The following is a 23136-nucleotide window of genomic DNA, read 5'->3' as shown; positions in this document are numbered from 1 at the left end:
CGGCCTGCATTGCGCCTATTGAGAGCCGCGGAAATCCGCGCCTTCCGTGATCAGCCCGGCGACCAGCGTCCCCGACATCCCCGCGTGCGCCAGCCCGCCGCCCGGGTGCGACCAGCCGCCCACCGCGTACAGGCCCGGCAGCCGGGTCGCGTTCCGCTGCACCAGATAGGCGCCGCGGGCGCCCGCCAGCGCGGGCCCCGGCACGGCGCCGCCGCCCGCGCCCGTCTCCGCCTCCGTGTCGGCGGGGGTGCGGACCTCGCGCCACAGGATCCTTTCCGCAAGGCCCGGCAGCGCGGCTGCGGCAGCCTGTTGCATGCGGTCGGCGAAGTCCTCGGCCACGCCCGGCTCCGACCAGTTCCAGTCGGGGGCGGTCGCGGTGAGGGTCACCGCCTCGTGGTCGTCGTCCGGGCGCTGGGTGGGGTCGTCGGGACGTAGCACGGTCACGGTCGGGGCGGCCGTGGTCAGCGGGCCGCGGCGGAAGATCCAGTCCAGTTCGGCGGCGCGGTCGGGGGTGTGCACGACGGTGCGGTGCGCGGCGTCGGCGGGGCGGGTGCCGTGCAGGGCGAGGCAGACGACCACGCGGCCGGGCATCCCTACTTGCGCGTCCGCTTCCGGCTCTGAGCCTTGATCGCCGGGGTCGTCGGCCGCGTCCTCGGCGCCCAGCGCGTCGAGCCGGCCGGGGGAGACCCCGGCGACGACGGCGTCCGCGTCCACCACGGTGCCGTCGGCGAGCTCCAGGCCGGCGACCCCGTCCTCCTTGCGGACCAGGGCGGCGACGGGTGCGTCGAAGGTGAAGCTGACGCGGCGTTCGAGGCAGCGCTCGTACACGGCGGTGGCCAGGGCACGGATGCCGCCGTGCACGTACCAGGCGCCGAAGGTCTGCTCCATGTACGGCAGCACGGCCGCGCTCGCGGGCGCGGTGCGCGGGTCGAAGCCGTGGGCGAGGGCCTGGCTCTCCAGCAGCGCGGCCAGCCGCGGGTCGGCGAGCTCGTGCTCGCCGATCTCCGCCAGCCGCCGGGAGCGCTGCTGGTGGCGGCGGCGGAGCAGGCCGCGGCGGCCGGTCACCGGCGGGTACGGGTCGTCGCCGAGGCCCGCCGCGCGCCAGTCGGCGGCGAGGGGCTCCTCCAGCAGCGGGCGGCGGGTGGCGTCCCAGGCGGCGCGGCCGCGGCCGAGCATCGCCGCCCAGCGGTCGCCGGTGCCGTGGCCGAGTGCGGCGTCCAGGGCGGCGGTGACGCCGGCCTGGGAGGCGTTCGGGAGGGCGACCTCGGTGCCGTCGGGGAAGAGGTGGCGGGCGGCCGGGTCGACGGTGGTGAGGGAGACGCACTGTTCGAGGGGCTTGCGGCCGGTCTTGATGAACAGATCGCGTTGGACCGCGGGGAGGTGCAGCAGCCCCGGGCCCGTATCGAAGCCGAAGCCGGCGCGCTCGAAGCGGCGCACCCCGCCGCCGTACGTGGAGGTGCGCTCGTACACGGCCACCTGGTGGCCCGCGGTCGCCAGCCGGGCGGCCGCGGCCATGGCGCCCATTCCGGCGCCGATTACCGCAATCTGTGCCATGGCCTGGACCCTATCCGGCCGTCCAGGGCGCGCTGTTGGCGGCGCTCGCGTCTGCGGCGGCGGAAGCGGCGGATGCGGGTGGCGAGGAGGATGAGGAGAACGAAGCCGATGAGGAGCAGGAGGCCCGCGATGACCGCGGCGGCCACGGGATAGAAGACGGCGAGGGTGACGAGGGTGCCTACGCCGAGGTCTTCGGCGGTGCTCATCAGGAAGTTGCTGACCGGCTCGGGGGAGGCGTTGATCGCCATTCGGGTGCCGGTCTTGACGACATGGCTGGCGAGGGCGGTCGTGCCGCCGACGGCGCCGGCGGACAGCTCCTCCATGGAGCCGCTCTGGCCGGCGAGGAGCGCGGCGACGCCGCTGCCGACGGCGGGGCGGATGAGGGTGGAGATCGTGTCCCAGAGGGAGTCGAGATACGGGACCTTGTCGACGACGCCCTCGAAGAGGAACAGGATCCCGGCCGTGATGAGCACCTCGGGCCGCTGCATGGACTCGGGCACCTCGTCCGTGATCCCGGCGGAGCCGAGCAGGCCGAGGAGCAGGACGACGGCGTAGGCGTTGACCCCGCTGGCCCAGCCGCTGGTGAAGACCAGGGGAAGCACGGACACGCTGCGATCTTAGGCCGGGATGGGGGAGCTCGCCCGCCGGTGCCGGGGGGCCGGAGACGCGAGCGCGCCGCCCCGGTGCGGAACGATCCCCCGTCGCTCCGCGCCGGGACGGCGCTTTTTCTCCCCCGGGGTCGCCCCCGGTTTCCTCCCCCGTCCCCGTTACGGCCGGGCTTCCTGGTCCGGCTCCGCCGCCCCGTGTCGGCGGTGTCGGTCCGTTCGGCCTTGCCGTGAGCACAACTCTGCCCGCCGGGGGAGGGCGGTCCCATCCGCGTCCGTACTCATCTCATGGACTAGGTACGCGTACTCAGGCGTCCGCGCTCATCCCTAGAAACCGCCAGGTCAAGGCCGATTGTCAGTGGCGTGTCGCACTATGGGCACATACGAACGACAGGAGGTTCGTCATGGCAGTCAAGTCGACACGCCGAGCGGCCCCCCAATCCGTGCCGCGTCGCGCGCCCGTGTCCCGTGCGGCGCTCGAGCTGCTCGCCCAGGCGCATGCCGCCCTGGACGAGGCGGCCGTGCTGGAGACGGCCAATGAGCGCTATGCCACCGCGCATCTCGCCGCGCTGCGTACCGCCGCGGCGGTACTCGCGGTCCGCGCGAGCCCCGAGCCCCCGCGCAGCAGGCGCAAGCGCATCCGCAGCGCCTGGGAGGTGCTGCCGGAGGCGGCTCCTGAGCTGGCCGAGTGGAGCGCCCTGTTCGCCGCCGGGGCCCGGCTGCGGGCGCGGGCCGAGGCGGGCATACAGGGAGCGGTCAGCTGGCGGGACGCCGACGATCTGATGCGCGAGGCCGGGATGTTCGTCCGGATCGTGGAGCGGATGCTCGTCGTCGACCCGATGCTGCCGCGCCAGGGCGATGCGGAAGGGGCCTGAGGCCCGTCTAAGCTGGTGCGCGCCCCGCGACGCCCTTAGGAGCAGGCCGATGTCCGCTGAGCCGAACGACCGAGAAGCCGACCCGCAGGCGGGCCGGTCCTGGATGCGTAGCGCCGTGGTCTGGGAGGTGCTCCGGGAGGCGCTGGACGGGCGGGGCACGGCGGAGCCAGGGCGACAGCTCGACGTGCTGGATACCGGCGGCGGGGCCGGGCACTTCGCGGTGCCGGTGGCCCGGCTGGGCCATCGCGTCACGGTCGTCGACCCGTCGCCGAACGCGCTCTTCGCCCTGGAGCGGCGCGCCGCCGACGCGGGCGTCGCCGAGCGGGTGCGCGGGGTGCAGGGCGATGTGCACGGGCTCTTCGACGTCGCGGAGCGCGACGGGTACGACGCGGTGCTGTGCCACGGCGTGCTGGAGTACGTCGACGACCCGGCGGAGGGGCTGCGCAATGCGGCAGCCGCGCTGCGGCCGTCCGGGCTGCTCAGCGTGCTTGCGCCTGGGCTCGGCGGTGCGGTGCTGGCGCGGGCTCTGGCCGGTCACTTCTCGGATGCCCGGCGGGCCCTGACCGGTGTGGATGGGCGCTGGGGCGAGGGTGACCCGGTGCCGCGGCGGTTCACGGCCGAGCAGCTGACCGGGCTGGTCGGGGATGCCGGTCTTGAGGTCCGGTCGGTGCATGGCGTACGGATCTTCTCCGACCTCGTCGGTGGGCTGGAGGAGCAGGAGCCGCAGGCCGCCGAGGCGCTGCTGGAGCTGGAGCGGGCTGCTGCGGCGCGCCCGGATTTCCACTCCGTGGCGAGTCGGCTGCACGTGCTTGCTACCCGGAAGTGACCTGGATGCGGCGCTGAAGTGATTTTTTCCGCCGGGGTGGGCACAGGTCAGGCAGAGGTGCCGTGGACCTCACTCAACCGGGGTACCACCCGTTCGGCCGCATCGCCCCGTATCATTACGAGACACGGTCCGGCTTGGCGGATCGGCGGATTTGGCGTTGAGGGGCGGTTTCACGGGGGCGGTTCCCTGCATATCCTGAAGGGGACATCCCCGGTCCGGGCCAGCCCCCCGCGACCGACGAGTAGGAGGACTCCGTGCCGCTCTCGGAGCACGAGCAGCGCATGCTCGAGCAGATGGAGCGAGCGCTGTATGCCGAAGATCCCAAATTCGCGACAGCGCTTGAGGGAAGCGGGCTGCGGACGTACACCCGGCGCCGGGTGTACCAGGCAGTCGCCGGCTTCTTGGTGGGTATCGCCCTCCTCATGGCCGGAATGGTCGCGCAGCAGATCTGGGTCAGCGTGGTGGGCTTCCTCGTCATGCTGGGATGTGCGGTGCTGGCCGTAACCGGTTGGAGGAAGGCCGCGAAGCCTGGTGAGCAGCAGGCCGAGGGTGCGGAGGCCTCCGGCGGTGCGGCCGCCGGTTCTTCGCCGCCTTCGCGTGCTCCCCGCGGTTCGCGCCGCCAGGGGCGGCAGCGCCGCTCCATGATGAACCGGATCGAGGAGCGGTGGCAGCGTCGCCGCGATGAGCAGCAGTGAGACTGCTGCTCTAGGTTCCGGCGGAGCGGGGTGGGGCATCGAGTGGTGCCCCGCCCCGTTTCGCTGCGCCCGGTTTGGGTTGTGGGCCGGGGCCGGGGTTCCACGACACCACCGAAAAAACGTGGTGGTCGGCCGCCGCCGAGCTATGGGTTTTTTCGGCGGCGTCGTTCCACCCCGGCCCCTCCTTGGGAGGGCGGCCGGCGGCCTCGGTTTTCTACGCGCTTCCTTCCGATGCCCCGCGGCGCCAGCCGCGCAGGCTCCTGAGCCACCGGTCCGTGAGGGCCGTCCAGCGGGCGGACCAGGCCCACAGGATCCGTACCGCTGACCGTGGGGCCGCCGTCGCCCGGATCCGGGCCCAGCGGGTTGAGCTGGTCGCCAGGGCCGCGCGGACCTGCCGTACGTCGTCAGCGAGGCCTGTCACCGGGCGTGGGGAGGGGGCGTACAGGATCTGCTCCACCGCTGCTGCCGCGCGATACGCCGCCGTGCGGGCGTCCGCGTCCAGCGACGCGAAGCGGACCAGGCGGGACACGGTGGTGCGGGGGGTCTGGGCCTCGTCCGGCCAGAGGCCGAAGTCCCAGGCGGAGTCTGTTAGTTCGCGCCAGGCGTGGAGGGTGTCGCCGGAGGTGAGGCGGCGGCGGCGTTCTCTGATGCGCCACAGCATGGGTAGGGCGGGCAGGAAGAGTAGGGCGATTACCCCTATGGCCGCGGCGATCGTGCCGCCTGTCGGCCAGCCGGAGTCGCCGCCGGGTGCCGCGCCCGACTCCTGGTCGTCCGTTTCGCAGTTGCCCGAGCGGCGCAGTGCCGCCGGGCAGTCGCTCGTGGAGGCCGAGGGGGAGGCGGACGGGTCCGCGCTCTCCGAGGGCTCCGGGGCGCTCTCGCTCGGCTGGCTGCCGCCGGACGGGGTCTGCTCGACGGTGTAGTCGGGGATTTCGCCGCGGGTGGGGGTGGGCTCGAAGCGGGTCCAGCCGATGCCCTGGAAGTACAGCTCCGGCCAGGCGTGCGCGTCCTTCAGGCCCACCGACATCGAGTTGTCGCCCTGGACGTCGCCCGGCGTGTAGCCGACCGCGACCCGGGCGGGGATGCCCAGGGTGCGGGCCATCGCCGCCATCGTGAAGGAGAAGTGGACGCAGAAGCCCTCCTTGTTACGGAGGAACTTGACGATCGCGCGCGGGTCGTCCGGGTTGAGGGCGACCTCGGTCGAGTACTCGAAGTTCTCGGTGAAGTAGCGCTGCAGCGACACCGCCCGGTCGTAGTCGCTGGCGTCGCCCGCGGTGATCTTACGGGCCTGGGCCGCGACCTCGCCGGGCAGCGACCTCGGCACCCGCGTGTACTCCTCGCGCAGCGGCTCGGGCGCCGTTGGGGCCGCGGCGAGCTGCTGGGCGGTCGGCTCCAGCTGCAGGCTGGTGAGCTGGTAGTCGGTGCCCGCCGTGGTCCGGCCGCGGTCGCCGATCACCGACCGGGCCTCGGGCTCGTACCGCCAGCCGTCGCGCACGCTCACCCGCAGCGCCGGATACGGCATCGGCAGCCACTGCTGGCGATACCAGTCGGAGACCTTCACATCGAGGCTGACCTGATCGGCCTTCACGTCGGGGTTGGTGTAGCCGACGGGGCGCGGGAGCGGCTCGGGGACATCCTGGATGTCGCGCTTGGCGGTGGTCCAGGAGGTGCCGTCGAACTGGTCGAGGGCGACGAAGCGCATGTACACATCGCGGTCGGTGCGCTTGTCGGAGGTGCGGTAGCGGAGCACCTCGCGGTTCTCCGGCTGGTTCAGGGACTGCTGCAGGCGGACGATCGGGTTCACGGCCGAGACCGTCCCGCCGCCCGAGCCCTGGCCGCCGCCCCCGCCGCGGCCGTCGAGCAGGCCGCCGCTGAGCTCCGGCAGCAGCGCGGGGGTGAGCAGCGCGATGCCCAGCGCCATGGCGCCGATCCGGCGGCCGGTACGGACCGGGCTGACCGGCCGTGACCCGCCGTCGCCGAGCGGGTCGGCGGTGGGGGTGCGGGGCACGCCGCCGCCGAACATCCGGCCCCACTGCACGAGGCGTTCGCGGCCCTCGGCGAGGAGCAGCAGCAGATAGCCGGCCCCGGCGAGCAGGAACCAGATCCAGCGGGTGCCGTCCTGGTTGAGCCCGGCCGCCACCGAATACAGCGCCAGCAGCGGCAGCCCGGCGGGGGCGGCGCTGCGATACGTGACGGCGAGGGCGTCCACCAGCAGCGCCACGCCCGCGATGCCGCTGAGCAGCAGCAGCCGGATGCCGTCGGATACGGGGGCGGGGATGGCGTACCGGGAGACGTCGTCGGCGCCCTCCTGATAGAGCTGGCTGAACTCGTCGATGGACTGCGGGCCCGGGATCACCCCGGCCAGCGCCTGCCCGGGCGTGAAGATCAGGGTGAGCACCAGCAGCGCGATGACCACCTGCGCCAGCACCGTCAGCGGCCTGGCCAGGGGGATGCGGCGGGCCAGCGCGCCCGCGCCGGTGACCACCGCGACCAGGAAGACCGCCTGGAAGTACCAGCCGGCGCCGTCCGTCAGCGGCATCAGGGCGGTGCCCGCGAGCAGCGTCGCCGCCGCCGCGCAGACCGCCAGCCGGGCCCGTCCGCTCAGCATCCCCGCCCCACCTCACGCATAGTGCCTAAGCCCCCGCCTTCGTCCCCTGGATACGGCTGGTGTGCTGCTCGGCCTGCCGCCACAGGTCGGGCAGCGGCTGTCCCGGCCGTACGGGAAGCGCCGTCCAGCCCGCCTCGCGCAGCAGCCGCACATGGTCGTCGGTGGCGGACGGCTCGCCGTCCTGTGCCCAGGCGGCGCTGTCCATCACGAACGCGACCGCCGCGGTCGTCCGCTGCCGCATCCGGGCCACGGTCGCCGCCGACTCCTCGTCCAGCTCGCCGAGGAACGCCACCAGCAGCCCCTCGTGCCCGGCGCGCAGCACGTCGTACGCCGCCGAGATGTCCTCGCCGTCGGAGTGGTCGATCACGGCGAGGGTGTCGAGCATCAGCCCGGCCGCGTCCGCCGACTCCGGGCTCTGCTGGGCGCCGCCGAGGGCGTCGGGCCCGGGCACGCTGTCGCCGGTGTCGGTGAGCAGGCGGACCGAGAAGCCGCGCTCCAGCATGTGCAGCGCGGCCGAAGCGGCGCCGGAGACCGCCCATTCGAAGGCGGAGTCGGGGCCGGCGCCGTAATAGCCGTCCGCCCGGGTGTCGAGCAGGACGGTGCAGCCGGCCCGCTGCGGCTGCTCCTCGCGGCGCACCATCAGCTCGCCGTACTTGGCGGTGGAGCGCCAGTGGACGCGGCGGAGGTCGTCGCCGTGCCGGTAGCCGCGCGGGATGACGTCGTCCTCGCCCGCGAGGGCGAGGGCGCGGTGGCGGCCGTCGCCGAAGCCCGTCGTCTCGCCGGAGAGGCGGACGGGCGCCAGGGCCTCGGTGCGAGGCACCACCGTGAGGGTGTCGTACGCGGAGAAGGACCTGGTCAGCTCGCACATCCCGAACGGGTCGGTGAGCCGCAGCTGCAGCGGCCCCAGCGGATAGCGGCCGCGCAGGTCCGACCGCACCCGGTAGGACACCTCGCGGCGGCCGCCCTGCTCCACCCGGTCGAGGACGAAGCGGGGGCGGGGGCCCAGCACGTACGGCACCCGGTCCTGGAGCATCAGCAGCCCGGTCGGGAGCCGGGAGACATTGTCGAGGCGCAGGTGGACGCGCGACTCCGAGCCCGCGGGGACGCGGGCGGGGGAGAGGCGGCGGGAGCCCGCGACCCGGTAGCGGGTGCGGTGCAGCACCAGGGCGCACACCAGCGGCAGCGCCGCCAGCAGCAGGCCGACGCGCAGCAGATCGGACTGGCCGAGGACGTACGAGCAGACCACCGCGGCGATCCCGGCCGCGAGGAAGGACCGGCCGCGGGTGGTGGTCGCGGCCAGTGCGCCGCGCAGCCCGCTGCCCGCCTTGCCCGATGCCGAGCCGTCGGCTTCGGGGGCGGTGGCGGTGGCGGCGGCCGCCGGGACCGACATCAGAAGCCCCGGGAGCCCGGCGCCCGCTGGTCGTACGGTCCTGGGGGCGGCTGCAGCCGGGACGGGCCGCCGTGGTCCGGTGTCGGTACGGGGGTGCGCTGCAGGATCTCGGCGACGATCTGCTCGGCGGTGCGCCGGTTCAACTGCGCCTGCGCGGTGGGCAGCAGCCGGTGCGCCAGCACGGCGACGGCGAGCTGCTGCACATCGTCGGGCAGCACGAACTCGCGCCCGGCCAGCGCCGCCGAGGCCTTCGCCGCCCGCAGCAGCTGCAGCGTGGCCCGCGGCGAGGCGCCGAGGCGCAGCTCCGGGTGCGTACGGGTCGCGGTGACGAGGTCGACCGCATACCGGCGGACGGAGTCGGCGACATGGACGCCGCGGACCGCGTCGATCAGCTTGGAGATGTCATGCGCGTGCGCCACCGGCTGCAGATCTGCCAGCGGATTGACGCCGCCGTGCACGTCCAGCATTTCCAGCTCGGCGTCCGCGGACGGATAGCCGATGGAAAGCCGCGCCATGAAACGGTCCCGCTGCGCCTCCGGCAGCGGATACGTTCCTTCCATCTCGATGGGGTTCTGCGTGGCCACCACCATGAAGGGATTGGGCAGTTCATACGTCTGCCCGTCGATGGTGACCTGCCGCTCCTCCATCGACTCCAGCAGCGCCGACTGGGTCTTCGGCGAGGCGCGGTTGATCTCGTCGCCGATGACTATCTGCGCGAAGATGGCGCCCGGCTTGAATTCAAAGTCCCGCCGCTGCTGGTCGAAGACGCTCACGCCCGTGATGTCGGACGGCAGCAGGTCGGGCGTGAACTGGATCCGCCGCACCGAGCAGTCGATCGACTTGGCAAGCGCCTTGGCCAGCATGGTCTTTCCGACGCCCGGCACATCCTCGATGAGCAGATGCCCCTCGGCCAGCAGCACCGTGAGCGAGAGCCTGACGGCCTCCGGCTTCCCCTCGATGACGCTCTCGACCGACCGCCGCACCTGCTCCGCGGTCGACGTCAGATCGCTGAGGTTCGCTCGCTCGTCATACGTCGTCACCCGGCCCTCCTCGGCCCATTACTCCCCGATACCCGTGGGCTCGCTGTGCACGGGACCACAACCGCATTCTTGCTGCCGATGGGCGTTTTCGTCACTCGACTGCCGCAATCAAAGTCAACGAGCGGGTGTCCAGGATGGTTTCAGGAGGGCGCCACCTCGTGCAGCAGACCGGTGTGGACATCGAAGACAAACCCGCGCACATCATCGGTGTGCAGCAGGAACGGCGAGGTCCGCACCTTCTGGATCGACTGCCGTACGTCCTGATCCACGTCGCGGAAGGCCTCCACCGCCCAGGTCGGCCGCTGCCCGACCTCCTCCTCGAGGTCGTAGCGGAACTCCTCGGTCAGGTTCAGCAGGCCGCAGCCGGTGTGGTGGATGAGCGCCACGCTGCGGGTGCCCAGCGCGCGCTGGCTGATGGTGAGGGAGCGGATGATGTCGTCGGTGACCACGCCACCCGCGTTACGGATGGTGTGGCAGTCGCCCAGCTCCAGGCCGAGCGCCTCGTGCAGGTCGAGACGGGCGTCCATGCAGGCGACGATGGCGACCCGGAGGACGGGGGAGGCGTCCATGCCGGGGTCGGTGAAGCTCTCGGCGTACGTGCGGTTGGCCTCAACCAGGCGGTCGATGACCGCGTGGCTGTCGACGGAGTCGCTGTCTGAGGGGTTGGGCAGCGGCTGGGCCGCGGATATCGACATGCCTGAAACGGTATCCGGGCCGGGCCGCCGCGTCATGACCGGCCTGGTCGGGGAGGCGGAGATCACGTACGGCCGCGGGGCGCTGTCCAGGGTGGGTGCCTGACCGATTTTGCGATTCGTCTTCGGTATGGTGACGCGCGTGGCGCCAGCGGCCGGGCCTCCCTCCCCTTCCCCTTCAGGCGGGGCGGGGCCCAGCCGCACAGCCGGCGCGCGATGCGCGGGCGCGCGGGGCTGTTGCAGCGGAGGGTGAGTGCTTCGGAGGCCAGTGTGAGCAGCGCACGCCACGTGCCCGTCATGCTTCAGCGGTGTCTTGACCTGCTGGCTCCCGCGCTTCAGGCGCCCGGCGCCGTGGTGGTGGACTGTACGCTCGGCCTCGGCGGCCACAGCGAGGCGCTGCTCAAGACCTTTCCCGGGGTGCGGCTGGTCGGACTCGACCGCGACACCGCCGCGCTGGACCTCTCGCGGGAGCGGCTGGCCGAATACGCCGATCGGGTGAGCCTGGTCCATGCCGTATACGACGAACTGCCCGATGTGCTCGGCCGGCTCGGCATCGCGCGGGTGCAGGGCGTGCTCTTCGACCTCGGCGTGTCGTCCATGCAGCTGGACGAGGCCGACCGCGGCTTCGCGTACGCGCAGGACGCGCCGCTCGACATGCGCATGGATCAGACGCGGGGGGTGAGCGCGGCGGAGGTGCTGAATACGTATCCGCCGGGCGAGCTGGTGCGGATCCTGCGGGCGTACGGGGAGGAGAAGCAGGCGAAGCGGATCGTTTCCGCGGTGGTGAAGGAGCGCGCGAACGAACCCTTCAGCGGGAGCGCGCGCCTGGTCGAAGTGATCAGGGACGCGCTGCCGCAGGCGGCGAAGCGCACCGGCGGCAACCCGGCGAAGCGCACCTTCCAGGCGCTGCGCATCGAGGTGAACGGCGAGCTGGAGGTCCTGGAGCGGGCGATCCCGGCGGCGGTGGCCGCGCTGGCGGTCGGCGGCCGGATCGCGGTGCTGTCGTATCAGTCGCTGGAGGACCGCCTGGTCAAGCAGGTCCTCGCGGCGGGTGCGGCGGATACGGCGCCGCCGGGGATGCCGGTGGTGCCGGAGGAGTACCAGCCGCGGCTGAAGCTCCTCACGCGCGGTGCGGAGCTGCCGACGGAGGCGGAGATCGAGGAGAACCGGCGCGCGGCCCCGGCGAGGCTGCGGGGGGCGGAGCGGATCCGGGAGGCGGTGCGGTGACGTCGCGGCAGCGGTTTTCGTGGATGGTGCCGAGCGGGAGTGCCTCGGCGGCGAAGACGCCGTTCGTGCTGCTGATCGTGGTGCTGCTCGGGGCCGGGCTCATTGCGCTGCTGCTGCTCAATTCCGCCGTCAATCAGGGGTCGTTCCGGCTGAACAAGCTCAAGCATGAGACGACCGAGAAGACCGATCAGGAGCAGGAGCTGCAGCGGGTCGTCGACGGGTACTCGGCGCCCGATGCGCTGGCGCGGCGGGCGCGGGAGCTGGGGATGGTGCCGGGCGGGCCGCCGGCGTTCCTGGAGCCCGGCGGGAAGGTGCGCGGGCGGCCGAGCCCGGCCGCGGCGCCGTCCGCGCCCGCGCCCAAGCCGGAGAGGAGCGGGGAATGAGCGAGCGCCGGCGGCCCGTGCCGCGGCCCGCCCAGCGCGGCGGACAGGCGCCGGGTCAGCGCGGCCAGGCGGCCGGCCAGCGCGGCCAAGCGACGGCCCAGCGCGGCCAGACGGCCGCCCAGCGCCTCCGGCTCGCCGCGGCCCGGCCGCGATTGCGGCTGGTCAGCGTCGGCCTGACGCTGGTCATGCTGATCTTCACCGTCCGGCTGCTGCAGGTGCAGGCCGTCGACGCCTCCGAGTTCTCCGACAAGGCCAAGCTCAATCGGTACGTGCCCGTCACCCTGGCCGCGGAGCGCGGGCGGATCACCGACCGCGACGGCACGCTGCTGGCCACCAACGTCGACGCGTACGACATCACCGCCGACCCCTTCCTCTTCACCCCGGAGCAGTCCAAGAGCAAGGACGCCCCGCGGCGCGCGGCCGAGAAGCTCGCGCCCGTACTCGGGAAGGACGCGGCCGAGCTGGAGAAGAAGCTGGCCGCGCCGAAGTCGCGGTATGTGCGGCTCGCCCGGCAGCAGACCCCGCAGACCTGGAAGCAGATCAAGAAGATGAAGGAGAAGGCGCCCTACCTGGCCGGCGTCTTCGCCGAGGAGCAGGCCAAGCGCGTCTATCCGAACGGCGACCTGGCCGCCGGGATGCTCGGCTGGGTCAACGCCGAGGGCAAGGGCGGCGGCGGCGTCGAGGGCACCTTCAACAAGACCCTGTCCGGCAAGGACGGCAAGCTCGTCTACGCACAGTCCGCCGGCCGCCGTATCCCCACGGCCGGATCCCGGGAGGTGCCGCCCGAGCCCGGCGACGACGTCGAGCTGACCATTGACAGGGACATCCAGTGGGCCGCCCAGGACGCCCTCTCCCAGCAGGTGAAGAAGTCGAACGCGCAGCGCGGCTACGTGGTCGTCCAGGACAACAAGACCGGCGAGATCCTCGCCCTCGCCAACGCCCCCGGCTTCGACCCCAACAACGTCTCGGGCAGCCGCCCCGAAGCGCTCGGCAATGCCGCGCTGACCGATGTCTACGAGCCGGGCAGCGTGAACAAGGTCATCTCCATGTCCGCCGTGCTGGAGGAGGGCGCCGCCGCACCCTCCACGCATGTGACGGTGCCGAACACCCTGCAGCGGGCCGACCGGGTCTTCCACGACGACGTCGACCACCCGACCTGGTACCTGACGCTCAACGGCGTGCTCGCCAAGTCCAGCAACATCGGCACCATCCTGGCCACCGAGCAGCTGGGCGACTCGCAGCAGAAGGCGAACCAGGTGCTGCACTCGTACCTGCGGAAGTTCGGCCTCGGCGCGGAGACCGGGCTCGGGCTGCCGGAGAGCCCGGGGCTGCTCGCGAAGCCGCAGGACTGGAACGCCTCCCAGCAGTACACGATCCCCTTCGGCCAGGGACTCTCGGTCAATGCCGTACAGGCCGCCTCGGTCTACTCCACGATCGCCAACGGCGGCATGCGGGTGCAGCCCACCCTGATCCGCGGCAGCAAGGGCCCGGACGGGCACTTCACCGAGTCCGGGGAGCCGAAGCAGCGGCGCGTCGTCAGCGAGAAGACCGCGAAGACCGTGTCGAAGATGCTGGAATCCGTGGTGGACGACGAGGAGGGCACCGGCGTGCTCGCCCGGATGCCGGGCTACCGGGCGGCGGGCAAGACGGGTACGTCCAACCGCGTCGACCCCGAGACCGGCCGCTACCGCGGCTACACGGCGTCCTTCGCCGGCTTCGCGCCCGCCGACAATCCTCGGGTGACCGTCTACTGCGCCGTCCAGGACCCGAAGAAGGGCAGCTACTTCGGCGGCCAGGTCTGCGGCCCGGTCTACAAGAAAGTGATGGAGTTCGCGCTGAAGTCCCTCCAGGTCCCCCCGACCGGCGCAAAGCCGCCGCGGCTGCCCGTGACCTTCGAACCGGGCGAAAAGAACGAGAAGAAGCAGTGAGGACACCCGTGAACGCCGCCTCGACCGGGCCGGAGGGCCCCTCGCTTCGCGGCGCGGCGGTGGAGCCCGGTACGCTCACCGCCGTGCCCCACCCTGATCAGTCCCACGAAGACCCGCCGGCGCCCGCCGCGGCGCCGCCGCCGGGCCCGCCGCGCCCTGCGCGGGTGACGCCCGCCCCGCTGCCGGAGCTCGCCGCGCGGCTCGGCATCGACGGCCCGGCGGACGCCGCCGAGGTGGCAGCGACCGGCATCACGCACGACTCCCGGGCGGTACGCCCCGGCGACATCTATGCCGCCCTGCCGGGCGCCCGCTTCCACGGCGCCGACTTCGCCGCCCAGGCCGCCGACCTCGGCGCCGCCGCCGTACTCACCGACCCGCAGGGCAGCGACCGCGCCGCCGCCACCGGTCTTCCGGTGCTGGTGGTCGGCGACCCGCGCGGCCGGATGGGCGAGCTGGCCGCCGAGATCTACGGCGAGCCGGGCAACGACCTGCTGCAGATCGGCATCACGGGCACCAGCGGCAAGACCACCACCGCCTACCTGGTCGAGGGCGGCCTGCGCGCCATCGTGGAGAAGGCGGGCACCGGCCAGACCGGGCTGATCGGCACCGTCGAGATGCGGATCGGCGACGACCGGATCAAGTCGGAGCGCACCACCCCGGAGGCCACCGACCTGCAGGCGCTGTTCGCGGTGATGCGCGAACGCGGCGTCTCGGCCGTGGCGATGGAGGTCTCCAGCCACGCGCTGGTTCTCGGCCGGGTCGACGGCTGCGTCTTCGACGTCGCGGTCTTCAACAACCTCAGCCCCGAACACCTCGACTTCCACCCGGACATGGAGGACTACTTCCGGGCGAAGGCGCAGCTGTTCACCAAGGCGCGGGCCAAGAAGGGCGTGGTGAACCTCGACGACGAGTGGGGCCAGCGCCTGGTCACCGAGTCCGAGATCCCGGTCGTCACCTTCTCCGCCGAGGGCCACCCGGACGCCGACTGGCGGGCCGAGGACGTCGAGATCGGGCCGCTCGGCTCGGCCTTCACCGTCCGCGGCCCGGACGGCGTCGTCCTGCACGCCGAGGCCCCGCTGCCCGGCGCCTTCAACGTCTCCAACACGCTCGCCGCGATCACCGCCCTCGCGGTCGCGGGCGCCGACCCGGCTACGGCAGCCGCGGGTGTCGCGGCCGTGCCCGGCGTCCCCGGGCGCCTGGAGCGGGTGGACGCCGGCCAGCCGTATCTCGCCGTCGTCGACTACGCCCACAAGCCGGACGCTGTCGAATCGGTCCTGCGCGCCCTGCGCAAGGTCACCGAGGGCAAGATCCACGCGGTGCTCGGCGCCGGCGGCGACCGCGACCCGCACAAGCGCGGCCCGATGGGCGCCGCGCTGGCCCGGCTCGCCGACACCGCGATCCTCACGTCCGATAACCCGCGCGGCGAAGACCCCCTCGCGATCCTCGCCACGATGCTCGCGGGCGCCGCCGAGGTGCCGATCCACGAGCGCGGCGAGGTCCTGCTCGCCGAGGACCGCGCCACGGCCATCCGCGCGGCGGTGGCCCGCGCACGGGCCGGTGACACGGTGCTGGTGGCCGGCAAGGGCCACGAGCAGGGTCAGGACACGGCGGGCGTGGTCCGGCCGTTCGACGACCGCGAAGAGCTGCGCAGTGCGATCCGACGCCGGATGGCGGGAGCGGGCGGTGCGGCGGCGGTGGCCGTCGGCGCGACCGGGCCGTACGACGGCGCCGCCGCCGGCACCGCGGCGTCCGCCGCTTCGGAAGACGCGGCAGCCGCGGACGCGGCCACGCAGACCGAGCCCGGAGGCGCCGTATGATCCCGCTGACCCTCGCCGAGATCGCCGAGGTCACCGGCGGCACGCTGCACGACGCCCCCGACCCCGGCGCCCAGGTCACCGCGCCGGTCGTGATCGACTCCCGTAAGGCAGGACCCGGCAGCCTCTTCGCCGCCTTCGCGGGCGAGCACGTGGACGGCCACGACTACGCGGAGAAGGCGGTCAGGACCGGCGCCACCGCGGTGCTGGCGACCCGCCCCGTCGGCGTACCGGCGATCGTCGTCGACGACGTCCCGGCCGCGCTCGCCGCCCTCGCCCAGCACGTCGTCGCCCGCCTGACAGACACCACCGTCGTCGGCCTCACCGGCTCCTCGGGCAAGACGAGCACCAAGGACCTGCTCGCCCAGCTCCTGGGGCGCCTCGGCCCGACCGTCTACACATACGGCTCCTTCAACAACGAGATCGGCCACCCGGTGACCGCCTTGGAGGCGGACGCCGCCACCAAGTACCTGATCCTGGAGATGGGCGCCCGCAGCACCGGCCACATCCGCAGCCTCGCGCGGACCACCCCGCCCCGGATCGGCCTGGTCCTCAACGTCGGCACCGCCCACATCGGCGAGTTCGGCGGCCGCGAGCAGATCGCCGAGGCCAAGGGCGAACTGGTGGAGTCGCTCCCGGCTGACGGGGTGGCCGTCCTGAACGCCGACGACCCGCTCGTACGCGCCATGGCGCCGCGCACGCAGGCACGCGTCGTCCTCTTCGGCGAGGCCCCGGAGGCGCAGATCCGCGCGGGCGACGTCCGGCTGACCGACGACGGCCGCCCGGCGTTCACCCTGCACACCCCGTCCGGTGCCGCCCCCGTGATCATGAAGTTGTACGGTGAGCACCACGTGTCGAACGCGCTCGCCGCCGCCGCCGTCGCCCACGAGCTGGGCCTGCCGCCCCAGGAGATCGCCGAAGCACTCGGCGCGGCGGAGCCGCTCTCCCGCTGGCGGATGGAGGTCAGCGAGCGCGCCGACGGCGTCACGGTCATCAACGACGCCTACAACGCCAACCCCGACTCCATGCGGGCCGCGCTCCGCGCGCTGGTCGCCATGGGCCGGGGCCCCAAGGACCAGGGGGGCAGGACCTGGGCGGTGCTGGGCACAATGGCCGAGCTCGGCGGGGAATCGCTGGCCGAGCACGACGGGGTGGGCCGGCTAGTTGTACGGCTCAACGTCAGCAAGCTCGTGGCGGTCGGCGGCCAGGAGGCCGCCTGGCTGGACATGGGCGCCAAGAACGAGGGTTCGTGGGGTGAGGAGTCGGTGCACGTGTCAGACGCCGATGCGGCGATCGAGCTGCTGCGCGGCGAGCTGCGACCGGGGGATGTGGTGCTGGTGAAGGCATCGCGGTCCGTCGGCCTGGAGCGAATCGCCGAGGCGCTCCTGCAGGAAGAAGACCAGGAGGCCGCTGCCCGATGAGGCAAATCCTCTTCTCCGGAGCCCTCGGGCTCTTCTTCTCCCTGATCGGCACCCCGCTGCTGATCAGGCTCCTGGCCTCGCGCGGCTACGGCCAGATGATCCGCGACGACGGCCCGCAGGCGCACCACAGCAAGCGCGGCACGCCGACGATGGGCGGCATCGCCTTCATCCTGGCGACGCTGGTGGCGTACGCGCTGACGAAACTGATCACCGGCAGCTCCCCGAGCTTCTCGGGCCTGCTGGTCCTCTTCCTGATGGCGGGCCTCGGCCTGGTCGGCTTCCTCGACGACTACATCAAGATCGTCAAGCAGCGCAGCCTCGGCCTGCGGGCGAAGGCGAAGATGGCCGGCCAGTTCATCGTCGGCATCTCCTTCGCCATCCTGGCCCTGAACTTCGAGGACAAGCGCCAGCTGACCCCGGCGTCCACCAAGCTGTCCTTCACCCAGGACTTCGGCTGGACCCTGGGCCCGGTGATCTTCGTGATCTGGGCGCTCTTCATGATCCTGGCGATGTCCAACGGCGTGAACCTGACCGACGGCCTCGACGGCCTGGCCACGGGCGCGTCGGTGATGGTCTTCGGCGCGTACGTCTTCATCGGCGTCTGGCAGTACCAGGAGTCCTGCATCAACGCGGAGTCGCTGACGAACCCGGCGGCCTGTTACGACGTACGAGATCCACTCGACCTGGCGGTCGTGGCGGCGGCTTTGATGGGCGCCTGCTTCGGCTTCCTGTGGTGGAACACGTCCCCCGCGAAGATCTTCATGGGCGACACGGGCTCGCTCGCCCTGGGCGGCGCCCTGGCGGGCCTGGCCATCGTCTCCCGTACCGAACTGCTGCTGGCGCTGCTCGGCGGCCTCTTCGTCCTGATCACCATGTCGGTGGTCATCCAGGTCGGCTCGTTCCGTATGACCGGCAAGCGGGTCTTCAGAATGGCGCCACTCCAGCACCACTTCGAGCTGAAGGGGTGGAGCGAAGTCCTTGTGGTGGTCAGATTCTGGATCATCCAGGGCATGTTCGTGATCACCGGACTCGGCATCTTCTACGCGGGATGGGCAGCGGGTAAGTGAGCGAGGACTTCGCGGGCCGGTCGGTCACCGTCGCCGGCCTCGGCGTCTCCGGCGTACCGACGGCCAAGGCCCTGCACCGCCTCGGCGCCAAGGTCACGGTCGTCAACGGCAGCGACGACGACCGGGCCCGCGGCCAGGCGGCGGAGCTGGAGGCCCTGGGCCTCACGGTCCGCCTCGGCGACGGCGAGACACTGCCACCGGGCACGGAACTGGTCGTCACCACCCCCGGCTGGAAGCCCACCAGCCCGCTCTTCCTCGCCGCGGCGGCGGCGGGCGTCGAGGTCTGGGGCGACGTCGAGCTGGCCTGGCGGCTGCGCGGCCCGGACGCGGCCGACTGGCTGGCGATCACCGGCACGAACGGCAAGACGACGACGGTGAAGATGTTGGCGTCGATGCTGGCGGCAGGCGGCCTGCGCACGGCGGCGGTCGGCAACATCGGCGTCCCGCTGGTGGACGTCGTCCTGGGCGACGAGCCGTACGACGTCCTGGCAGTGGAGCTGTCGAGCTACCAGCTCCACTGGGCCCCGTCGTTGCGCGTCCACTCGGCGGCGGTCCTGAACCTGGCCCCCGACCACCTCGACTGGCACGGCTCCATGGAGGCGTACGGGGCGGACAAGGGCCGCATCTACGAGGGCAATCAGGTCGCCTGCGTCTACAACGTCGCCGACCCCGCCACGGAGGACCTCGTCCGCGAGGCGGACGTGGTGGAGGGCTGCCGCGCCATCGGCTTCACCCTGGGCACGCCTGCCCCGTCCCAGCTGGGCGTGGTGGAGGGCCTGCTGGTCGACCGCGCCTTCGTGGACGACCGGCAGCAGAACGCCCAGGAGCTGGCCTCGGTGGACGACGTCCACCCCACGGTGCCGCACAACATCGCCAACGCCCTTGCGGCGGCGGCGCTCGCGCGCGCCTACGGGGTCGCCCCGGCGGCGATCAGGCAGGGCCTGCTGGCCTTCCGCCCGGACGCGCACCGGATGGCGCACGTGGCGGATGTGGCGGGCGTCGCGTACGTGGACGACTCCAAGGCGACGAATACGCATGCGGCGGAGGCCTCGCTGGCCTCGTACGACTCGATTGTGTGGATCGCGGGCGGCCTGGCGAAGGGCGCGACTTTCGACGACCTGGTCGCGAATGCGGCGGGCCGGCTGCGCGGGGTCGTCCTGATCGGGGCGGAGCGCGGATTGATCCGCGAGGCCCTGGAGAAGCACGCTCCCGGCGTTCCGGTGGTGGACCTGGACCGTACGGACGAGGGTGCGATGGCGGCGGCGGTCGGGGAGGCGGCGCGACTCGCGGAGGAGGGCGACACCGTGTTGTTGGCGCCCGCATGCGCTTCGATGGATATGTTCACCAACTACAACGTTCGCGGCGACATGTTCGCCGCAGCAGTACGCGAAATGGCCTGAGCCCCGGGTGCCCCGGCGGCGGGGCCCGGAGGGGTAGCGATGACACTCAAGGCCAAGGCCGGGACGCACTCTCCAGCCCGTCCGGCGTTTGAGGACGAGGCGCGCAGCGCCGATATCGGGGGTCTGGGGGCGGAGCCCCCAGAGATTCGGGTAGGGGCGGGTCTGGGGCACATCGCATGACCCGCCCACCCACGAAGCCCCGCCGCGGCAGCGGCACGCGCCCACCCCGCCCCCGCGGCAACCGCCCTCGCACGGCGAGCGCAACCCCGACGGCGGTCGCACGCGTCCAACGCGGGATCGCGCAGGCGAGAAGGGCCTGGGACCGCCCTCTGACCGCCTATTATCTCCTCCTCGGCGGCAGCCTCCTCATCACGGTCCTAGGCCTCGTGATGGTCTTCTCCGCCTCCCAGATCAAGGCCCTCGAATACGGCCTCTCCTCCACGTACTACTTCAAGAAGCAGCTCATCGCCGCCGTCCTCGGCACCGGACTGCTCCTCCTCGCCTCCCGCCTCCCCGTGAAGGCGCACCGGGCGATGGCGTACCCGCTCCTCACCGTCTCCGTCTTCTTCATGTCCCTGGTCCAGGTCCCGGGGATAGGGCATACGGTCAACGGCAACACCAACTGGCTCTCCCTCGGCGGGCCCTTCCAGCTGCAGCCGAGCGAGTTCGGGAAGCTCGCCCTGGTCCTCTGGGGCGCCGACCTGCTCGCCCGTAAACAGGACAAGAACCTGCTCACCCAGTGGAAGCACATGCTGGTCCCGCTGGTCCCCGCAGCGCTCCTCCTGCTCGGCCTGATCATGCTCGGCGGCGACATGGGCACCGCGATCATCCTGACCGCGGTCCTCTTCGGCCTCCTGTGGGTGGCAGGCGCCCCCACCCGCCTCTTTACGCTCACCCTCGCCGCCGCGGCGACCATCGGCCTGCTCCTCATGAAGACGAGCCCGCACCGCATGGACCGCCTCAGCTGCATCGGCGCGACGGAACCGGGGCCGAACGACATCTGCTGGCAGGGCCTGCACGGCATCTACGCACTGGCGTCCGGGGGATGGTTCGGTTCCGGCCTCGGCGCAAGTGTGGAAAAATGGGGCGAACTCCCGGAACCGCACACCGACTTCATCTTCGCCGTGACCGGGGAGGAACTCGGCCTCGCGGGGACGCTGTCGGTGCTCACCCTCTTCGCGGCTCTAGGCTATGCGGGTATCCGCGTGGCCGGACGCACGGAGGACCCCTTCGTACGGTATGCCGCGGGAGGCGTGACCACCTGGATCACGGCGCAGGTCGTGGTCAATGTCGGTGCGGTGCTGGGGCTGCTGCCCATCGCCGGGGTCCCGCTCCCGCTTTTCTCGTATGGTGGCTCCGCGCTGCTGCCGACGATGTTCGCCATCGGTCTGCTCATCGCGTTCGCGCGCGATGATCCGGCGGCGCGGGCGGCACTGGCCATGAGACAGCAGCCTGGCCGGCTGAAGGGCCTTGGGAAGCTGTCCCGGGTGAGAAGGAAGTCGATGCGACGGCGCGCCTGACGAATCAGGCGTCCGTCCGGAGAGCGGTGAAATTCGGTGCATGTCGTACTCGCCGGCGGGGGGACCGCCGGCCACATCGAGCCCGCGCTCGCCCTTGCGGACGCCCTGCGCAGGCAGGACCCGACCACGGGCATCACGGCGCTCGGTACGGAGCGGGGGCTCGAGACCAGGCTGGTGCCGGAGCGCGGCTATGAACTCGCCCTGATCCCGGCGGTCCCGCTGCCGCGCAAGCCCACCCCGGAGCTGCTGACGGTCCCGGGCCGGCTGCGCGGCACGATCAAGGCGGCCCAGGAGGTCCTGGAGCGTACGAAGGCGGACTGCCTGGTCGGCTTCGGCGGCTATGTGTCGCTGCCCGGCTATCTGGCCGCCAAGCGCGCAGGAGTGCCCATCGTGGTGCACGAGGCCAACGCGCGCCCCGGTCTGGCCAACAAGATCGGCACGCGCTACACCAACTTCGTCGCGGTCTCGACCCCCGACAGCAAGCTGCGCAACGCGCGCTATGTCGGCATTCCGCTGCGCGCCAACATCGCCATCCTGGACCGAGCCGCGGTCCGCCCGGAGGCGCAGCAGCACTTCGGCCTCAACCCGTCCTTCCCGACCCTGCTGGTGTCGGGCGGCTCGCAGGGCGCCCGCCGGCTGAACGAGGTCGTGCAGCAGGTCGCGCCGTACCTCCAGCGCGCGGGCGTGCAGATCCTGCATGTGGTCGGCCCGAAGAACGAACTGCCGCCGATCGACAACATGCCCGGAATGCCGCCCTATATCCCGGTACCGTATGTGGACCGGATGGACCTCGCGTACGCCGCGGCCGACATGATGCTCTGCCGCGCGGGCGCGATGACCGTCGCGGAGCTCACCGCGGTCGGGCTGCCGGCGGCGTATGTGCCGCTGCCGATCGGCAATGGCGAGCAGCGGCTCAACGCGCAGCCGGTGATCAACGCCGGCGGCGGGCTGCTGGTCGACGACGCGCAGCTCACCCCGGAGTGGGTGCAGCAGAACGTGCTGCCGGTGCTCAGCGACGGGCAGCGGCTGATGGACATGGCGCGCAAGGCGGCCGAGTTCGGCCGCCGGGACGCCGACGAGCTGCTGGTCGGCATGGTGTACGAGGCGATCGCCGCCAGGCAGGCGGCGTAGCGAGGGTCTGACGACACGGACGGGGCGAGGCGAGTGGCCGGAGCGACGACCGCTAAGCGCGACGAGCGGCGCGGCAGCGCCTCACCCCCGTCCGGACGCCGCCCGCGCGGCGGCGGCTCCGGCGCCCGCCCCGCCTGGCGGCGGCTGGCCAACAAGCGGCTCGCGGTGGTGGCGCTCGTCCTCGCCGCGCTCCTCGGCGGCTTCGCCGGCTGGGCGCTGTACGGGTCCAACTGGCTGCGGGTGGAGCGGGTGCAGGCGAGCGGCACCCGCGTGCTCACGGCCGACGAGGTCGTCGGCGCGGCGGCGGTCGGCACCGGCGGGCCGCTGGCGTCCGTGGACACGGACGGGGTGGCGGCGCGGCTGCGCAAGGAGCTGCCGCGCATTAAGTCGGTGGATGTGCAGCGGTCCTGGCCGCACACCGTCAAGCTGGTGGTGACCGAGCGGACGCCCGCGGTGTTGCTGCACGGGGGCGACGGGCGCTATACGGAGGTGGACGCGGAGGGGGTGCGGTACGCCACCGTGGTGCGGCCGCCGCGGAAGGTGCCCGTACTGGAGGTGGCGGCGGACAACTCGCCGAGCCTGAAGCGCTTCGACGCGGAGCGGCTGCGCGCCGAGGCGATCAAGGTGGCCGGTCAACTTCCCGTGACGCTGCGGCACGCGACTCGTACGATCAAGGTCACGTCATATGACTCGATCACTCTTCAACTCGCCGACGACCGCACGGTCCTGTGGGGGAGTGCGGAGCGGGGCAAGGCGAAGGCGCGGGTCCTCACGGCGCTAATGAAAGCGGCCAAAGGCGCGGACCACTTCGACGTAAGCGCTCCAAGCGCCCCTGCGGCATCGTAGAGTTGACGCTTATCTCCCCAGATCAAGCCCGGATTGGGCAGAGCAAAGCCTGATCACATAGGGTGAAAAAGAAACTCGGGAGGTTCGGCGTGTTCATTGAACGCGCACGGCTTGTCG

Annotated in this window: 19 protein-coding genes; 13 read left to right on the top strand and 6 right to left on the bottom strand. The window is 72.3% G+C overall.

The genetic code is table 11. From position 1 onward, the window contains the following. Positions 1 to 15: 15 nt before the first annotated feature. The gene (locus tag ACNNMR_RS10090) at positions 16 to 1554 is read right to left on the bottom strand and encodes a phytoene desaturase family protein (protein ID WP_419994203.1); all 1539 of its coding nucleotides are present in this window, start codon (positions 1552 to 1554) and stop codon (positions 16 to 18) included. Next, positions 1536 to 2162, bottom strand: coding sequence for a DUF4126 domain-containing protein (locus tag ACNNMR_RS10085; protein WP_419994202.1), 627 nt, complete (start codon positions 2160 to 2162; stop codon positions 1536 to 1538). The genes ACNNMR_RS10090 and ACNNMR_RS10085 overlap by 19 nt, the downstream gene beginning before the upstream one ends. Positions 2163 to 2563: 401 nt before the next feature. Between ACNNMR_RS10085 and ACNNMR_RS10080 the strand changes: the two genes are divergently transcribed. The 3 genes from ACNNMR_RS10080 (at position 2564) to ACNNMR_RS10070 (ending at position 4555) form a co-directional block, all read left to right on the top strand. Beyond that, complete coding sequence (locus ACNNMR_RS10080; RefSeq protein ID WP_419994201.1) at positions 2564 to 3034, top strand: SAV_6107 family HEPN domain-containing protein; 471 nt, start codon at positions 2564 to 2566, stop codon at positions 3032 to 3034. Between the two features lie 49 nt (positions 3035 to 3083). Beyond that, a complete protein-coding gene (locus ACNNMR_RS10075; RefSeq protein WP_419994200.1) occupies positions 3084 to 3860 on the top strand; it encodes a methyltransferase in 777 nt (258 codons plus the stop codon). A gap of 254 nt (positions 3861 to 4114) precedes the next feature. Further along, a complete protein-coding gene (locus ACNNMR_RS10070; protein ID WP_419994199.1) occupies positions 4115 to 4555 on the top strand; it encodes a DUF3040 domain-containing protein in 441 nt (146 codons plus the stop codon). Between the two features lie 214 nt (positions 4556 to 4769). Here the strand turns inward: ACNNMR_RS10070 and ACNNMR_RS10065 are convergent, their stop codons facing one another. From ACNNMR_RS10065 to ACNNMR_RS10050, 4 genes are all read right to left on the bottom strand, one after another. Further along, on the bottom strand, positions 4770 to 7157 hold the full coding sequence (locus ACNNMR_RS10065; RefSeq protein WP_420000318.1) for a transglutaminaseTgpA domain-containing protein: 2388 nt from the start codon (positions 7155 to 7157) through the stop codon (positions 4770 to 4772). Between the two features lie 28 nt (positions 7158 to 7185). Beyond that, positions 7186 to 8550, bottom strand: coding sequence for a DUF58 domain-containing protein (locus ACNNMR_RS10060; protein ID WP_419994198.1), 1365 nt, complete (start codon positions 8548 to 8550; stop codon positions 7186 to 7188). Next, the gene (locus ACNNMR_RS10055) at positions 8550 to 9590 is read right to left on the bottom strand and encodes an AAA family ATPase (protein ID WP_419994197.1); all 1041 of its coding nucleotides are present in this window, start codon (positions 9588 to 9590) and stop codon (positions 8550 to 8552) included. Before ACNNMR_RS10055 ends, ACNNMR_RS10060 begins: the two co-directional genes overlap by 1 nt. Before the next feature lie 140 nt (positions 9591 to 9730). Further along, positions 9731 to 10285: a beta-class carbonic anhydrase gene (locus ACNNMR_RS10050; protein WP_419994196.1), complete on the bottom strand. Its 555-nt coding sequence runs from the start codon at positions 10283 to 10285 to the stop codon at positions 9731 to 9733. 267 nt (positions 10286 to 10552) lie between these two features. On the opposite strand from ACNNMR_RS10050, the gene rsmH reads away from it, so the two are divergent. The 10 genes from rsmH (at position 10553) to ACNNMR_RS10000 (ending at position 23019) form a co-directional block, all read left to right on the top strand. Further along, positions 10553 to 11509 (top strand): 16S rRNA (cytosine(1402)-N(4))-methyltransferase RsmH, encoded by a 957-nt coding sequence (rsmH, locus tag ACNNMR_RS10045; RefSeq protein ID WP_419994195.1) that lies wholly within the window; start codon positions 10553 to 10555, stop codon positions 11507 to 11509. Next, the gene (locus ACNNMR_RS10040; RefSeq protein WP_419994194.1) at positions 11506 to 11892 is read left to right on the top strand and encodes a cell division protein FtsL; all 387 of its coding nucleotides are present in this window, start codon (positions 11506 to 11508) and stop codon (positions 11890 to 11892) included. The genes rsmH and ACNNMR_RS10040 overlap by 4 nt, the downstream gene beginning before the upstream one ends. Then, entirely contained in the window at positions 11889 to 13820 is a 1932-nt protein-coding gene (locus ACNNMR_RS10035) for a peptidoglycan D,D-transpeptidase FtsI family protein (protein ID WP_419994193.1), read from the top strand. The genes ACNNMR_RS10040 and ACNNMR_RS10035 overlap by 4 nt, the downstream gene beginning before the upstream one ends. Before the next feature lie 83 nt (positions 13821 to 13903). Next, positions 13904 to 15637 carry a UDP-N-acetylmuramoyl-L-alanyl-D-glutamate--2,6-diaminopimelate ligase gene (locus ACNNMR_RS10030; protein ID WP_420000317.1) on the top strand — a complete coding sequence of 578 codons (1734 nt, stop codon included), beginning with the start codon at positions 13904 to 13906 and terminating at the stop codon, positions 15635 to 15637. Beyond that, positions 15634 to 17055 carry a UDP-N-acetylmuramoyl-tripeptide--D-alanyl-D-alanine ligase gene (locus ACNNMR_RS10025; protein ID WP_419994192.1) on the top strand — a complete coding sequence of 474 codons (1422 nt, stop codon included), beginning with the start codon at positions 15634 to 15636 and terminating at the stop codon, positions 17053 to 17055. Before ACNNMR_RS10030 ends, ACNNMR_RS10025 begins: the two co-directional genes overlap by 4 nt. Then, the gene (mraY, locus tag ACNNMR_RS10020) at positions 17052 to 18122 is read left to right on the top strand and encodes a phospho-N-acetylmuramoyl-pentapeptide-transferase (protein WP_419994191.1); all 1071 of its coding nucleotides are present in this window, start codon (positions 17052 to 17054) and stop codon (positions 18120 to 18122) included. The genes ACNNMR_RS10025 and mraY overlap by 4 nt, the downstream gene beginning before the upstream one ends. Next, positions 18119 to 19522 carry a UDP-N-acetylmuramoyl-L-alanine--D-glutamate ligase gene (gene murD / locus ACNNMR_RS10015; RefSeq protein WP_419994190.1) on the top strand — a complete coding sequence of 468 codons (1404 nt, stop codon included), beginning with the start codon at positions 18119 to 18121 and terminating at the stop codon, positions 19520 to 19522. Before mraY ends, murD begins: the two co-directional genes overlap by 4 nt. A gap of 176 nt (positions 19523 to 19698) precedes the next feature. After that, positions 19699 to 21042 carry a putative lipid II flippase FtsW gene (gene ftsW, locus ACNNMR_RS10010; protein WP_419994189.1) on the top strand — a complete coding sequence of 448 codons (1344 nt, stop codon included), beginning with the start codon at positions 19699 to 19701 and terminating at the stop codon, positions 21040 to 21042. 36 nt (positions 21043 to 21078) lie between these two features. Continuing rightward, positions 21079 to 22173: an undecaprenyldiphospho-muramoylpentapeptide beta-N-acetylglucosaminyltransferase gene (gene murG, locus ACNNMR_RS10005; RefSeq protein ID WP_419994188.1), complete on the top strand. Its 1095-nt coding sequence runs from the start codon at positions 21079 to 21081 to the stop codon at positions 22171 to 22173. Between the two features lie 33 nt (positions 22174 to 22206). Continuing rightward, positions 22207 to 23019, top strand: a complete 813-nt coding sequence (locus ACNNMR_RS10000; RefSeq protein ID WP_419994187.1) for a cell division protein FtsQ/DivIB — start codon at positions 22207 to 22209, stop codon at positions 23017 to 23019. Positions 23020 to 23136 lie beyond the last annotated feature (117 nt).

Source organism: Streptomyces boninensis, assembly GCF_048572725.1.
Taxonomy (GTDB): Bacteria; Actinomycetota; Actinomycetes; order Streptomycetales; family Streptomycetaceae; genus Streptomyces; species Streptomyces boninensis.
This window is presented reverse-complemented; position numbering and strand designations above follow the sequence as displayed.